Here is a 13907-nt window from a genome sequence, read left to right as displayed (position 1 = left end):
TTGTCTGGAGGCTCGTGCCTGGCTGGAAAGCCGCGGTGCTGCCTCGCATCGGCGGAATAAGCGCTTCTTAAGCTGTTTGCTGTAGAACGGAGCCTTGCTGCAGGCCGTTGATCGTACCGCCGTGGCGCAAGTGACTTACATCAGTTGTGGCCGCCGGCAAACGATGCCTGCGTTGTCGGCCATTCCGGCCCATCACCCGATCAGAATAAATGCGCATACAGATTGCTTCAGATCTGCATCTCGATGTCGTGGAGAGCAGATGCATCGACATATCGCCGCTGGACGTTGCAACCGATGCCGACGTCCTCGTACTTGCGGGCGACATTCATCGCGGCACCGGTGCGGTCGAAGCCTTCGCGAATTGGCCGGTCCCTGTGGTCTACGTATCGGGGAATCACGAGGCATACGGATCACGCTACTCCGCGCTCGTGGACGGACTTCGCGCAAAAGCAGCAAACACACAGGTCAGATACGTCGAGCGTGAGGCGATCGTGATAAACGGTGTGCGGTTTCTCGGCAGTTGTCTCTGGACCGATTACGAACTGTATGGAGACAGCGCACTGTCGATGGACTACGCGCGGCAGCATATGTCCGACCATTCGTTGATCTGGATGACGCATCACGAACGCTTTGCGCCTGAGCACGCATTGGTCGAGCATCGCACATCGATTGACTGGCTGACTCGTGAACTGGCGGTGCCTTTCGATGGCAAGACGGTTGTGGTGACGCACCATGGTGTTTCCCCGGATTCGATCCACCCTCGCTTTCTCGACCATCCGGTTAATGCAGGATTTCTCAGCGATCGTCGTGATCTGCTCGATCAGGCGGATTTATGGATTCATGGGCACGTACACGACTCTTTCGACTATCGTCACGGTAAAGCGCGCGTCGTTGCGAATCCGCGCGGCTATCCGTTAGCGGTTGATTGCGGCGGCGTATCGAAGCAGATTCGCTGGGAAAACGACGCGTTCTGCGCGACGAAGGTCGTCGATATCTGATCTGCTTTCTGTTGCGAAATACGTGCGTTGCCGCCAAGGCAACCGAACTTTTCCCCGCAGGCCAGGCAGAGCGCTTCAGCGGGCTCCGTTCATCCGGTCCATGGTTGCGAGCAATTCACTGAGCGACTGCTTGCATTGCGCCGCGTCGGGCGTGCTCGCGCGCAACGCACTCAACGACCGGTCGATTGCCTTGTCGACGACGTGCCAGTCCGATGCCGCGCGCGGCTTGAGCGAAGCCTCGGCATCGTCCCACGCCAGTTCGAGATCTTTGATTCGCGCCTTGCCGCCCTTCAGGTCGCCTTTGTCGACCAGCGCCGCCGTATCCGCGGCGATCTTGCGGAACGGCGACAGGTCGCCGAGCTTCGACGCACTGACCGACTCGGCGGCATTCGCGGATAACACAGCGATGCCATTTCTATCGATATGTCCAAAGCTGATGGCGGACAATGCGATGAACGAGCCGATGATGGTTTGGCTGAGGGTTCGTTGGTTCATGATAGGTCGTGCTCTTAAAGTTGACGGGAGAATGATCGAGGTGTTTCTGGTTCAGGACTCGCGCGCGGTATCAGGCTGATCGGGTCGACGTCCGGTGAAGGTGGCGAGCAGAACCAGAACGACGATGGCAAGAAGAAAGACCACGCTCGTGTTGATCGTGCCCAATCCCATTCCGCCGTACGTACGGGACTGCGACAGCAGATCGCCGAACGATGCGCCGAGCGGTCGTGTCAGGATGTACGCGAGCCAGAATGTCAGAACCGGGTTGCCGCCTGCATAGTAGATCGCGCTAATCAACGCGATCAGCGCGCTGAATGCCACGACACCGATCATGAAGCCGAGTCCGAGTGCTTCAGTAGCGAGATCGCCGGCGGCAGTACCCAACGCGAAAGTGAAAAGCACGGCGGCCCAATAGAAAAGTTCTCTGCGCGTCGTGAAAATGGTGTGAATGGAGAGCGTTCCCTCGCGGCGATACCAGAGCGCAAATACGACAATCAGCGCGAGAGCGAAAACAATTGTGCTGACGTAAAGGCTGATGTCGAGTTTGTCGGTCAGTGCATCGGTGATTTGGGTTCCGACGACACTCACGAGGACTACCGTGAGCCAGTAGATCCACGGTACGTATTTGCGCTGTCGAAGCTGAAGCGCGAGCGCCGTCAATAAAAGCGTCACCATGATGCCGTCGGTCAATGCGACACCCAGGCCCGCGTGGACAGCGAGATAGTCCGCACCGGTTTCGCCGACTGTCGTTGCCATGATCTTGATCGCCCAGAAAACGAGTGTCGCCTCGGGTACTTTATTGCTCATCAGAGCAGCGCGATATGTCGAGGTTTCGAGCAACTTGATTCTCCTGTCGATAAGTACCGGATGCGGTATGCCGATCAATGCATTTGCAACTCAATTAATGAACCGACTATGCATTCGAGAACCTTAAGTAAGGCTTATGGAAGGAATGGGTTGAATTGTGATTGCGACAGAGGTTTCTTTTGCGGGAGTTCTTGAATTTTGCGAAGAACCTTAGGGGATGCTTAACGGAGGAGGGGGCCGCCGCGCTGGAGTGGCGGCAGCCCATCTGGAGGGAAAAGTGGAGCGGGTTAGAAGCGGGTACGAATACCCGTGGTCAGCTCCAACTGGTTCTTTGCGCCGAACGTCGTTGCGACGACGTAACCGTTGTGCAGTTTCATGTAGTCACCGGCAACATAGAGTTCAGTGCGTCGCGACAGGTGATAGAACACCGACGCGTATAACGTTTCCTTGTAGCCGCTGCCCGTGCCGGTATCGGGATTGAAACCGAGGTTGGCATTGGCCGTACCACCGTTGTCGTCGAATGCGGCATTGGAAGCGTGCATCTGCTGATAGCCGATTGCGTAGTCGAGCGGTCCTTTCGGCGACAGTTTGAACGAGACTGTCCATGCATTGTCACGACGCTGACCGAGTGCGCCCTGATCGCCGGTGTAGTGGAAATAGCCGGCGTTCACGCGAAAAATGCTGTACGTGTAGTTGCCGCCGATCGAATAGGCTTTGTTCGTGAAGCCATTGTTGTTCACGTGGTTGTAGAACGTGGAGAGGTTGAACGGCCCTCCGTTATATCCCAGTGCTCCTGTGTAGGTCGCGTTGTTGCCGAAGCTTGTCTTGTTGCCGAACGCATAACCTGCGGCGGCGAAGATGCCGTTCGTAAAGAGCTTTTTCCACACCAGGCCGTTTTCATAGCGTGTGCCGGTTGCACTGCCCGCGTAGAAGATCAGTTGCTTGAAGTTATTGGTGTTGGTCCAGCCGCCTTCTTCGGTGCTCAGCGACGCGCTGGTGTAGGGGTCGCCGTAAATGGCGGCTGCATCGCGTGCCACGGTGTTCTGGAAGCCCGCTGTGAATTTGCCGAAGGTCTTGCTCTCGACGCCGACCCACGCGTCGCGGTCGAATAGCTGACCGGGGTCTTCCATGCCGCCGTCGCTCACGCGGTATTCCGCTTCGAGACGGAAGATCGCTTTCAGGCCGCCGCCGAGATCTTCCGAGCCTTTCATACCGAAGCGGCTGCCGCTAAACCAGGGCTCGCCGTTGATCCCCATTGAAATGGCATGCCGTCCATCTGCGTTCGCATTGGTTTGATACGACACTGCGCTGAGATCCATCAAACCGTAAAGCTGTACGCTCGATTGAGCATGAACACTGCCCACTGCCAATGCACTGCTGCTTGCCACCAGCAACAGCCTGGTTTTTTTCACCATCGTCTCCTCCAATGCAGCTATGTTGAATTGATTTGAAATCCATTGAGTAGCAGAGCCAAGGATAGTCAGACCAACCCTTCACGCCTCTTTCGCGGAAGTGCGACGAATGTCAGTGAAAACACCAGAAACAATACGGTTGACAGAGTAGGGTCAAGCGAGCCGATTAACGATGCCGAGAATGGTCACGCGGCGGCAAACACCTCGCGCGGTTCTTCTTCGCGCAAGATGTAGCCGAGTCCGCGCAGTGTCATGATCTTTGCCGTCGAATCGGCAAGATGCTTGCGCAGGCGGTGAATGTAAATGTCGATCGCGTCTGCACTCGGTTCATCGTCGAGAGCAAAGACTTTGTCGATGAGCGTGGATTTGGAAACGGTCTTGCCCTGCTTTAGCATCAGCGTTTCAAGAATCGCATGTTCGCGGCGGCGCAAAGGCAGTGGCTCGTTTCGCAACACGAATTCACGCGAGTCGAACAGATAACGCAAATTGCCGCATTCGATGGACTGCCCTTTGTCCCCCGTCGCCTGACGGCGAATCAATGCCTTGATGCGTGCCACCAGTTCGCGTGCATCGAACGGTTTGACGACATAGTCGTCCGCGCCAGCAGAGAAGCAGGCCACTTTGTCATCGGTCGAGCCGTTCGCGGTGAGCATCAGCACCGGCACGTTATCGCGTTTGCGTCGCAGACGCGCAAGCACGGCCTTGCCGCTGATGCCGGGCAGGCGCAGATCGAGCAGCACGGCGTCGTAGCACTGAAGGCTGAGCAGCGTTTCGGCGCGTTCTCCGGTCTGCGCCCAGTCGATCGAAAATTGTTCGACCTGCATCAGGTTCATGACCCAGCGCGCGAGATCGGCGTCATCTTCAACGAGCAGCAGTTTCATGGTTCTCCCTCATTCGGCGAGTTGTGTGGCGCTTTACGTTGCGCCCGCCCATACGCGCATTTCGACTGTCGCGACAAGGCCGACGCCGTCGGCATTCGATTCAAGCGTGACGGTTCCACCCTGTCGGTGTGCAATTTCCCTCACGATAGGAAGGCCGAGTCCCGTTCCTTCCGCGTGACTCGACGCACGATAGAATCGTTCGAAAACACGCGCTTGCGCTTCGGCTTCGATACCGGGTCCGTTGTCGATCACGCGCACGATTGCCATGTCGCGGCAACGCTGCGTCTGGACGGTGACGCGTCCGCCCGGTTGCGTATATCGCAACGCGTTGTCGACCAGATTCGTCACGAGGGCGGCGGTCAATGCTTCGTCGCCGGTGACGAACAGATCGTCGTCAAGCTCGGCACCCAGATCGATGTCGCGGGATTGCGCGAAAGCAATCAACTCCTCCAGTACACCGGCGGTTAAAGCGTGTAGATCGACCCGTTCGCGCGCACCGGACGGCGCCGCCGATTCGGCCTGCGCGAGCAACAGCAGTTTGTTGGTCAACGTGGTCAGCTTGCGGCTGCTTTTGTGCATGCCCGCCAGCGCTTCGGCGAGCGGTACATCACGGTTGTCGCGCTGTCGTGCGAACTGGATTTGCGCCACCAGCAGTGCGAGCGGCGTGCGCAACTGGTGCGCAGCGTCGGAGATGAATTGCCGCTGGGTGGCGGTCTGTTGCCCCATTCGCGCAATGCACTGATTGATGGTGTCGACAATCGGCCTCAATTCGACGTGCAAACGTGTGACGCGGATAGGTTCGAGTTGGGATGGTTTGCGATCGGCGACATCGTCTTTTACTTTCATCAACGGCAGCAGTTCGAAGGTCAGCCCGAGGTACACGAATACCATCGCGAGCACTAGCGTGAGCACTTCGCTGAACAATTGCGGACGCAGCAGATGCCACACCATCGCGTCACGTGAGCCTTCGGTCTTCGCGACTGCAACCACGACTTCCTCGGTGCGTCCTGAATCGTAAAGCTGCCTCACATACGCGACGGCGCGCAGCGCGCGTCCGTCTTCGAGACGGGTGGAATAGAGCGTGGGCGCGTCGCCTGCGTGCGGCGGCAACGGTAACTCGGGATTACCTGCCAGCAGCCGGTGGCCGCTCGCCTCGACGCGATAGAAGACACTGTCCTGCTCCGGCGACTCGAACAGTTCGAGTGCGGCAGGCGGCACCTGGATCGACACCGAGCCGTTATCCCAATCGATATCCTCGCCAATGATCCGCATCGACGACAGCAGCGCATTGTCCTGCACGAGATCGGCCGTGGTCTGCGCGAAGCGGTATGAAATCGCGCCGGAAATGGAAACGAATGCCGCGAGAGGCAGCAGAAGCCACCACAGCAATCGTCCGCGCAAACTGCCTGAAAACACGATGGATTGTCCCTTGTTATTTCAAGCCGGCGCGTCATGCGATCCGTTCACGGCTTGACGCCGTTGACGAACTGATTGGTGAATGTCCGCGACAGATCGATATGCCGGCTCTTCACTGATGGTTTGAACGCCGACAGCACTTTCAGCACAGTTTCCGGTCCGTCGGCAGGCATCTTGCCGTCCACTGTGAACATCGGCAGCGAAGCCTTTAGCGCGCTCAAATAAAGCGCCTTGTCGTTGCCGGCATAATCCTTCGGCATTTGCGCGGCGATTTCTTCGGCGCTGTGCGTATGCAGATATTGCAGCGTCTTCACGAAGGCACGCGCGAGTGCGGTAGCTTCGGCGGGATGTTTGTCGAGCCACGTGCTTTGCACGTAGAGGCTCGAAGCCGGATACGTGCCACCGAGGGCCGCGCGGGTTCCTTCGACATTGCGCATATCCACGAGAACCTGTGCGTCGCCGGTCTTCAGCAACTGCGAGACGGTCGGCTCAGTGGTCATGCCGGCGTCGATATGTCCCTGCCTGATTGCTGCGATAAAACTATGGTCCGCGCCGACCGGCAGCACGTTGTACTGCGAAGCCGGCACACCGTTAAGTTTCGCCAGATATTGCGTCAGAAAATTGGTCGATGACCCGAGGCCGGTTACGCCGAGTGTTTTACCCTTGACGTCCGCCATGCTTTTAATCGAGCCGGCGGCATTCCTGGCAACCATCATCACTTCGCCTGGCACCTGGCCGAATACGACAATCGCCTTCACTTCCTTGCCTCGGGTTTGCAGATCGATAGCGTGGTCATAGAAGCCGGCCACCGCCTGAACGCTGCCCGCCAGCAACTCGGTTTCTGCGTCGATACCGGCCGGTTGAGACTGCAATTCGACGTCGAGTCCTTCGGCCTTGAAGTACCCCAGCCGCTCGGTGAGTTGCACCGGCAAATAGATGAGCTTGGAGATACCGCCTACCATGACAACGATCTTTTCCGGCACGTCTGCGCGCGCCGGCGAAGCCGGTTGCGCGAGCAGACAGAGCGTGACTAACGTCGCAGCCGTGGCGTGGGCGGCGCGCGAAAGTCGCGTCGAAGGACGAGTCATTGTGAGTTTTGTCTCCGTTATATCGCGCGTCGTCGAGTGGCATTCGATGGCGTGCTGCCAGAAATTCTAGCGGCTCAAATCCTTCGCAATGCTTTCGCCAGTGCGCGTTTCTTTCTGATTGCGGGTTTATCCCGAGTACTTTTATTTGAGGCGGCGGATTCAGCCGGTCGACGCGTGAAGGGCATTGGCGCGCGGAAACGTGACGCTGATGTCGACGCCTTTGCCTCCGTCGCCCGGCTTCAGGCTGATCTCGCCTTGATGCGCGTCGGCGATTTCACGCACGATCGCAAGGCCCAAACCTGTGCCGTCGGTATCTGTCGAGGCCCGGAAAAACGGTTCGAACACCCGGCTGCGCGACTCGGCTGGAATACCCGGACCGTCGTCGAGCACACTGACGGCGACGGTATGCGCGGTGGCATTGACGGCGACAGTGACGTGACCGCCGCTGCCGGTATAGCGGATCGCGTTCTCCGCGAGGTTCTGGATCAGCGCCTGCAGCAAGCCCCGATGACCCGCCACCGGTGCAACGCCGGTCAGTTCGGCGCCCAGGTCGATACCACGCGCCTGCGCGAGGAGCGCGAGGTCTTCCACGACCTCCATCGCAAGCGGCACGAGGTCGACGCTCTCTACCGCGAGTTGCGTCGTGTCGGCCGCTTCGGCTTGCGCCAGCAGCAGGAGTTTGTTGGTGAGCCCGACCATCGAACGATTGCTACGATGCATCGCAGCGAGCGCTTCGTCGAGCGCGGGATTCAGCCCGTCCTGCTGTCGCGCGAACTGCAACTGCGTGCCGAGCAACGTGAGCGGCGTGCGCAACTGGTGCGCGGCATCGGCGATGAAGCGGCGTTGCGCGGCCACCTGCACGCCGAGCCGCGCAATGCACTGATTGATCGCTTCGACGATAGGCCGCAATTCGGTATGCAGCCGTTCGACCCGAATCGGTTCGAGTTGCATCGGATCGCGGTCGGCGACATCGTCTTTCACCTTCATCAGCGGCCGCAATTCGAAAGTCAGCCCGATGCAAACCAGCGCCACTGCCAGCACGATCATCTCGATCTGCCGCACGAGTTGCGGTTGCCATAGCTGCTGGGCCATCGCATCGCGCGAGCGGACAGTTTTGCCGACCGTCACCCGCACGCGGCGCGTCACGCCATTGTCGTACATCAGACGCACGAGGCCGACTGCGCGCACTGGCTTGCCTTGCAGCGCGGTATCGTAGTGATCGGGCGTGTCGGGCGCCTGCGCGGGACGCTGCGGGAAATCCGGCGTACCCGCGAGCAAGGCTCTGTCTTCGACGCGCACGCTGTAAAAAACCTGATCGCGATACGGCGATACGAATATTTCGAGCGCGGCGGGCGGCACATCGACACGCAGAAAACCGTCCAGCCATTCCACTTCGCCCGCGATCATGCGCGCCGACGAAATCAGCTGATTGTCCTGCACCAGATCTGCGGTGCGCCTGGCGTTGTCGTATTCGGCCTTGCCGGTGACGAACACATATAACGCGAGCGGCACCAGCAGCCACCACAGCAGGCGCATGCGCAGGCTATTGGTCATCGTCTTTCTTGCGCAGCAGATAACCGAGCCCGCGTAACGTCACGATCGCGGCCGAACTGCCGTCGAGCTTCTTGCGCAGACGCGAAATGTAGATCTCGACCGCGTCCTCGCTCGGCTCGTCGGCGAGCGTGAAGATCGCGTCGACCAGCGCCGGTTTCGTCACCGTTTTACCGAGCCGCAGAATCAGCGCTTCGAGCACCGAGCGTTCGCGCGGCGTGACATTGAGCGGCGCGCCTTTCAGCGTGAACTGGCGTGTGTCGATGTGAAATGCGAGATCGCCGCAGATCACCTCGCTCGCTTTCGACGGCGACTGCCGACGGATCGCAACCTTGATTCGCGCAATCAACTCGCGCACTTCGAACGGTTTGACCAGGTAGTCGTCGGCGCCCGCGCCGAGCAGTTCCACCTTTTCGTCGATCGACCCGCTCGCGGTCAGAATCAGCACAGGTGTCGCATCGCCGCGCTGACGCAAACGGCGCAGCACGTTCTTGCCCGACAGCTTCGGCAGATTCAGGTCGAGCAGGATCACATCGTAGCGACTGGTGCTCAGCAAACGGTCGGCGGCGTCGCCGTCCTGCACGGTGTCGAGCGCGAACGCTTCCTGCTCCAGCATCTTCGCGAGCCAGTGCGCCAGGGTCGGATTGTCTTCTATGAGCAGCAGTTTCATCACGGACACGGCAAAAGTCAGGTCGTCGATTGTGCCGTAAAACAAGGGCTTTGCGCGCTTTACGTGTGGTTGGGAGTACACATGCTCGCGCATCCCGGTGACCTGTCGCGGCGTTGCGGGTTAACACCCATGAATTGGGTACTCCCCAGAAAGCTGGCAGAAGGTTTCGCATTTCTATAATCGCCGTCATCTATTCAGAAAGCGCCGCGTGCACTGCCCAGCGGCGACCAAACCTAAGGAGACTGCATCATGCGTAACTTGCGCCAGATCGCTGCTGTGTCAGGTGTTGCGTTTGCTCTTGCTGCTGCGTCGGCCGTCGCTCACGCCGAAAAACTCACGATCATGGTCGGCGGCGCCACCAAGATCATCTACCTGCCGGCCAAGCTCACCGAACAGCTCGGCTATTTCAAGGACGAAGGGCTCGACGTCGAAATTCTCTCGCAACCGGCGGGCGTCGATGCGGAAAACGAACTGCTGGCGGGCGCGGTGCAAGGCGTGGTGGGCTTTTACGACCACACCATCGATCTGCAAAGCAAGGGCAAGGAGATTCAGGCACTCGTGATTTTCGGCCAGGTGCCGGGTGAAGTGGAAATGGTCGCGACCAAATCCGCCGACACGCTCAAAAGCATGGCCGACACAAAGGGCAAGACGCTTGGCGTGACCGGACTCGGTTCGTCGACCAGCTTCCTCACGCAATACCTCGCGCAGCGCGCGGGCGTGCCGTCGACTCAATACACATTGTTGCCGGTGGGCGCCGATAACAGCTTTATCGCGGCCATCAAGCAGAACCGTATCGATGCGGGTATGACCACTGAGCCGACCGTCTCCCAGCTGCTGAAAACGGGTGACGCGAAGGTGCTGGTCGACATGCGCACGCTCGATGGCACACGGGCCGCGCTGGGCGGCACTTATCCGGCGTCGAGCTTCTATGTTCAGCGCGCATGGGCCGAGTCGCATAAGGACGACGCGACGAAGCTCTCGCACGCTTTCGCAAAAACGTTGAACTTCATCGCGACCCACAGCGCGGAAGAGATCGCCGACAAGATGCCGAAGGACTACTACGGCAGCAACCGGGACCTGTACGTCGGCGCGCTGAAGGCGTCGCTGCCGATGTTCACGAAGGACGGCAAGATGCCCGCCGATGGCCCGGATACCGTGCTGAAAGTACTGTCGGCGTTCAATCCTTCGGTGAAGGGCAAGCATATCGATCTGGCGAAGACGTACACCAACGACTACCTGTCGGCCCCAGTCAGGACGGCGGCGAAATAACGCCCATTCAACATCACGAAAACAGCGAGGCATCAGCCGATGAATCAACCTATGTCACGCGATACGCCCGCCATTGAAATGCGCAACGTATCGTGCCGTTTCATCTCGCCCGACGGCAAGGCGACAATCGCATTGCGCGACTTCAGCATGTCGGTGGCACGCGGCGAGTTCGTCGCCGTGGTCGGGCCGACGGGTTGCGGAAAGTCCACCACCCTCAGCATGATTACCGGCTTGCTGAAGCCGACCACCGGCGAAGTGCGCGTCATGGGCGCACCGGTGGACGGCATCGATCCGCGCATCGGCTTCGTGTTTCAGGCCGACGCGGTGTTCCCGTGGCGCTCGGTGCTCGACAACGTGGCAGCGGGCCCGCTGTATCGCGGCCGCTCGAAATCGGCCGCTTATGACGAAGCCAACGAATGGCTGCGCCGCGTGGGCCTCGACAAGTTCGGCAAGCACTATCCGCATCAATTGTCGGGCGGTATGCGCAAGCGGGTGGCGCTGGCGCAGACGTTCATCAACAAGCCGGAAATCCTGCTGATGGACGAACCGTTTTCCGCGCTCGACATGCAGACCCGCACGCTGATGCAGGATGAACTGCTGCAATTGTGGGGCGGTGCCGGTTCTGTCGTGTTCGTCACGCACGATCTCGAAGAAGCCATTGCGCTCGCCGATCGTGTGTTCGTGTTGACGGCGCGTCCCGCCACGTTGAAGAAGGTGTACGAAATCGATCTGCCGCGTCCGCGCGTCACATCGGAGGTTCGCTACGACCCGCGTTTCATCGAGATTTCGCGCGATATCTGGCATGACCTGCGCGAAGAAGTGCAGATCGGTTAATCAAGGAACGGCAAACATGTCTACTACCCCTCAACAGATGATGCCTTCCGGTATCGATCCCACGTCGCTCGCTCAGGTCGAACGGGTTGCGCAGAAGCGTATCCGTCAGCGTCATGCTTTAGTGATTTCGCTACGCGTTCTCGTTCTCGTAATCGTTCTTGGCGGCTGGGAACTGTCCGCGCGGCTTAAGTGGATCGATCCATTTTTCTTCTCGATGCCTAGCGCGATTTTCGAACAGATCGTCGACTGGTTCGTGAACGGCACGTCGCAGGGTCCGTTGCTGACGCAAGTGTGGGTCACGCTCGAAGAAACCGGGCTCGGCTTCATTATCGGCTCGGTTGCAGGTGTGTTTTGCGGCATCGTGCTGGGCCGCAATAAACTTCTCTCCGACGTATTCAGCCTCTACATCAAGATCGCCAACTCGATCCCGCGAGTGGTGCTCGGCTCGGTGTTTGTGATTGCACTAGGACTCGGCATGGCATCGAAGGTGGCGCTGGCGGTGGTGATGGTGTTCTTCGTCGTATTCGCCAACGCGTTTCAGGGCGTGCGTGAGGCCGATCGCTACATGATCGCCAATGCGCAGATTCTCGGTGCATCGCGTCGCCAGGTGACCACATCCGTGGTGATTCCGTCGGCGCTGAGCTGGATTCTCGCGAGCCTGCATGTGAGCTTCGGTTTCGCGCTGGTCGGTGCGGTAGTCGGCGAATTTCTCGGTTCGAAGCAGGGCATCGGCCTGCTGATTTCGACCGCACAAGGTGCGTTCAATGCCAGCGGCGTGTTCGCCGCGATGATCGTGCTGGCGGTGGTCGCACTCGCTGCGGACTATCTGTTGACTGCCGTCGAACAACGGCTGTTGAAGTGGCGTCCGGCGGCGGTTTAAACAGGCTTGGGCGTTGATAACGCTATCGCAGTAGAGAGAGTGGTAATTGAGAATGTCGCCCGGTCCGAGACCTGGCGACATTTTTTTATGGACGCGCGTTGTTTAACTGAAACCCGTGCGTTGAAACTTCAGCATCGACGACATTCGCATCCGGGTACTCGAAACAATGGCAGAGAAGATTCATCCTCAAGCCGGCTTTCCACAGAGTCGCCTTTAACCTCAGGCTTTCTTAAGGTCCATTCACTATATTCACGAATCGCGTGAATCCCCGGTTGACGCGAGCATTCTCTCCAGGACGCGCTGGCGATCTAACCAATCTTCGAAAAACGATCAATGAACATTCCGCTGCACGCAAACCCCGACTTGTGGCGACAGTGGTTGCTATGCGACCGTTTTGCTGCCGACCATGAGCACGAGCGGCAATTGCGCGCGGAAGTCGCCAGAATTGCAGACCGCGTGCTGGATGCAGCGAAACTTGCGCCCGGTACAACGCTAGTGGATGTGGGAACCGGCGACGGCCTGCTGGCGTTTCGGGCAATTGCGCGAATTGGCGCAACTCTTGGCGTGTATCTAGCCGATGTTTCTCCACTGTTGCTGGAGGACTGCCATGCCGTTGCGACAGAACGAAACATTGCGGATCAATGCACGTTCCTTCAATGTTCCGCTGATGATCTGAAAGAGATACCGGATGCGACTGTCGATGCTGTCACCACGCGCGCGGTGATCGCCTATCTTCCAGATAAGGCGAAAGTACTGCGCGAGTTTCATCGCATATTGAAGCCCGGTGGCCGAATCTCCATCGCTGAGCCTATTCGCCGCGACGAGGCCTTCGAGACACTTGCCCTGCGCAAATTCATCGATGCAGGACCGGCGGTTTCGGACGATCGTTTTTTCCGGCTGCTGCATCGCTGGAAGGCTACCCAGCTTCCCGATACCGAAGAGGATATTGCCGCCAATCCGATGACCAACTTCAACGAGCGCGATCTGGTTCGTCATGCATTGGACAGCGGTTTCGCCGATATCCACATGGAGTTTCATATTGACGTTGTCCGTTCGCTGATCCGCTCGTGGGACCTTCTTCTGAAGAGCACGCCGTTTCCGTGGGCACCGCCGCTAGGGGCGTTTCTGGAACAGGCGTGTTCAGATGACGATCGCATGCTGTTCGAGAAAATATTCCGGCCTCGTGTCGATTCGGGTCAACTTTTCGGGCCGGAACGAACCGCTTATCTCAGCGCAATCAAGCCGGGAAAGTGAACGTTGCTGGAATAGATTTTTTGGCAGCGGGCGCGTTGGACGATATGAGCGACGGATGCCACAACGCATTTCTCGACCGATAACTTCCTCGCACTCGTTGTAGCGGCCGGTGACATAGGCCGAGCGCCCGCCTGGCCGCTTATCAACAGAACTCTCCTCAAACGCGCGCAGCCATTCATCAGTCGAATGAAGCGCTCGCCAATCTCGTCCGCAAAACGAGTCCGCTTTCGCCATACCCGTCGCAAGGCCCGCGAATTGCTCCAATCGCAAACTGGGGCTGCGCGACCCGGGCGGCAACTGGTCCCACCAACCCGAATTGCACATTCGGTCTCGCTCCGCGCGGACATTCCAT

The 13907-nt window shown here is 58.8% G+C and carries 13 protein-coding genes; 5 read left to right on the top strand and 8 right to left on the bottom strand.

Annotation, left to right across the window (positions count from 1 at the left end; all coding sequences use genetic code 11):
- Positions 1-209 precede the first annotated feature (209 nt).
- Entirely contained in the window at positions 210-998 is a 789-nt protein-coding gene (locus tag BLS41_RS26405) for a metallophosphoesterase (protein WP_074770196.1), read from the top strand.
- Positions 999-1073: 75 nt separating this feature from the next.
- Here BLS41_RS26405 and BLS41_RS26400 read toward each other — a convergent pair whose 3' ends face one another.
- The 8 genes from BLS41_RS26400 to BLS41_RS26365 form a co-directional block, all read right to left on the bottom strand.
- Positions 1074-1493 carry a histidine kinase gene (locus tag BLS41_RS26400; RefSeq protein WP_074770194.1) on the bottom strand — a complete coding sequence of 140 codons (420 nt, stop codon included), beginning with the start codon at positions 1491-1493 and terminating at the stop codon, positions 1074-1076.
- Between the two features lie 51 nt (positions 1494-1544).
- Positions 1545-2300: a COG4705 family protein gene (locus BLS41_RS26395; protein WP_074771199.1), complete on the bottom strand. Its 756-nt coding sequence runs from the start codon at positions 2298-2300 to the stop codon at positions 1545-1547.
- A gap of 287 nt (positions 2301-2587) precedes the next feature.
- Entirely contained in the window at positions 2588-3715 is a 1128-nt protein-coding gene (locus tag BLS41_RS26390) for a porin (RefSeq protein WP_171910315.1), read from the bottom strand.
- A 182-nt stretch (positions 3716-3897) separates the two neighbouring features.
- The gene (locus BLS41_RS26385) at positions 3898-4593 is read right to left on the bottom strand and encodes a response regulator transcription factor (protein ID WP_074770192.1); all 696 of its coding nucleotides are present in this window, start codon (positions 4591-4593) and stop codon (positions 3898-3900) included.
- 33 nt (positions 4594-4626) lie between these two features.
- Entirely contained in the window at positions 4627-6009 is a 1383-nt protein-coding gene (locus BLS41_RS26380) for a sensor histidine kinase (RefSeq protein WP_074770190.1), read from the bottom strand.
- Positions 6010-6056: 47 nt separating this feature from the next.
- Positions 6057-7097, bottom strand: a complete 1041-nt coding sequence (locus BLS41_RS26375) for an ABC transporter substrate-binding protein (RefSeq protein ID WP_083380086.1) — start codon at positions 7095-7097, stop codon at positions 6057-6059.
- A gap of 159 nt (positions 7098-7256) precedes the next feature.
- Positions 7257-8651: a sensor histidine kinase gene (locus BLS41_RS26370; RefSeq protein ID WP_074770188.1), complete on the bottom strand. Its 1395-nt coding sequence runs from the start codon at positions 8649-8651 to the stop codon at positions 7257-7259.
- On the bottom strand, positions 8641-9318 hold the full coding sequence (locus tag BLS41_RS26365) for a response regulator (protein WP_074771196.1): 678 nt from the start codon (positions 9316-9318) through the stop codon (positions 8641-8643). The genes BLS41_RS26370 and BLS41_RS26365 overlap by 11 nt, the downstream gene beginning before the upstream one ends.
- 249 nt (positions 9319-9567) lie before the next feature.
- Between BLS41_RS26365 and BLS41_RS26360 the strand changes: the two genes are divergently transcribed.
- The 4 genes from BLS41_RS26360 to BLS41_RS26345 all read left to right on the top strand — a co-directional run bounded on the left by BLS41_RS26360 (position 9568) and on the right by BLS41_RS26345 (position 13555).
- Positions 9568-10587 carry an ABC transporter substrate-binding protein gene (locus tag BLS41_RS26360; protein ID WP_074770186.1) on the top strand — a complete coding sequence of 340 codons (1020 nt, stop codon included), beginning with the start codon at positions 9568-9570 and terminating at the stop codon, positions 10585-10587.
- Positions 10588-10626: 39 nt separating this feature from the next.
- On the top strand, positions 10627-11421 hold the full coding sequence (locus BLS41_RS26355; protein WP_007178237.1) for an ABC transporter ATP-binding protein: 795 nt from the start codon (positions 10627-10629) through the stop codon (positions 11419-11421).
- Between the two features lie 16 nt (positions 11422-11437).
- Positions 11438-12301, top strand: coding sequence for an ABC transporter permease (locus BLS41_RS26350; RefSeq protein ID WP_074770184.1), 864 nt, complete (start codon positions 11438-11440; stop codon positions 12299-12301).
- Between the two features lie 333 nt (positions 12302-12634).
- A complete protein-coding gene (locus tag BLS41_RS26345; RefSeq protein WP_074770182.1) occupies positions 12635-13555 on the top strand; it encodes a class I SAM-dependent methyltransferase in 921 nt (306 codons plus the stop codon).
- The last annotated feature ends 352 nt before the right edge of the window (positions 13556-13907 follow it).

It is taken from the genome of Paraburkholderia fungorum (assembly GCF_900099835.1).
Taxonomy (GTDB): domain Bacteria; phylum Pseudomonadota; class Gammaproteobacteria; order Burkholderiales; family Burkholderiaceae; genus Paraburkholderia; species Paraburkholderia fungorum_A.
This window is presented reverse-complemented; position numbering and strand designations above follow the sequence as displayed.

What these genes read in the sequence shown, in the direction of transcription:
- BLS41_RS26365 (WP_074771196.1), bottom strand. Translation starts at nt 9,318, where the DNA reads ATGAAACTGCTGCTCATAGAAGACAATCCGACCCTGGCGCACTGGCTC.
- BLS41_RS26395 (WP_074771199.1), bottom strand. Translation starts at nt 2,300, where the DNA reads ATGAGCAATAAAGTACCCGAGGCGACACTCGTTTTCTGGGCGATCAAG.
- BLS41_RS26345 (WP_074770182.1), top strand. Translation starts at nt 12,635, where the DNA reads ATGAACATTCCGCTGCACGCAAACCCCGACTTGTGGCGACAGTGGTTG.
- BLS41_RS26390 (WP_171910315.1), bottom strand. Translation starts at nt 3,715, where the DNA reads ATGGTGAAAAAAACCAGGCTGTTGCTGGTGGCAAGCAGCAGTGCATTG.
- BLS41_RS26350 (WP_074770184.1), top strand. Translation starts at nt 11,438, where the DNA reads ATGTCTACTACCCCTCAACAGATGATGCCTTCCGGTATCGATCCCACG.
- BLS41_RS26400 (WP_074770194.1), bottom strand. Translation starts at nt 1,493, where the DNA reads ATGAACCAACGAACCCTCAGCCAAACCATCATCGGCTCGTTCATCGCA.
- BLS41_RS26355 (WP_007178237.1), top strand. Translation starts at nt 10,627, where the DNA reads ATGAATCAACCTATGTCACGCGATACGCCCGCCATTGAAATGCGCAAC.
- BLS41_RS26385 (WP_074770192.1), bottom strand. Translation starts at nt 4,593, where the DNA reads ATGAAACTGCTGCTCGTTGAAGATGACGCCGATCTCGCGCGCTGGGTC.
- BLS41_RS26375 (WP_083380086.1), bottom strand. Translation starts at nt 7,097, where the DNA reads ATGACTCGTCCTTCGACGCGACTTTCGCGCGCCGCCCACGCCACGGCT.
- BLS41_RS26405 (WP_074770196.1), top strand. Translation starts at nt 210, where the DNA reads ATGCGCATACAGATTGCTTCAGATCTGCATCTCGATGTCGTGGAGAGC.
- BLS41_RS26360 (WP_074770186.1), top strand. Translation starts at nt 9,568, where the DNA reads ATGCGTAACTTGCGCCAGATCGCTGCTGTGTCAGGTGTTGCGTTTGCT.
- BLS41_RS26370 (WP_074770188.1), bottom strand. Translation starts at nt 8,651, where the DNA reads ATGACCAATAGCCTGCGCATGCGCCTGCTGTGGTGGCTGCTGGTGCCG.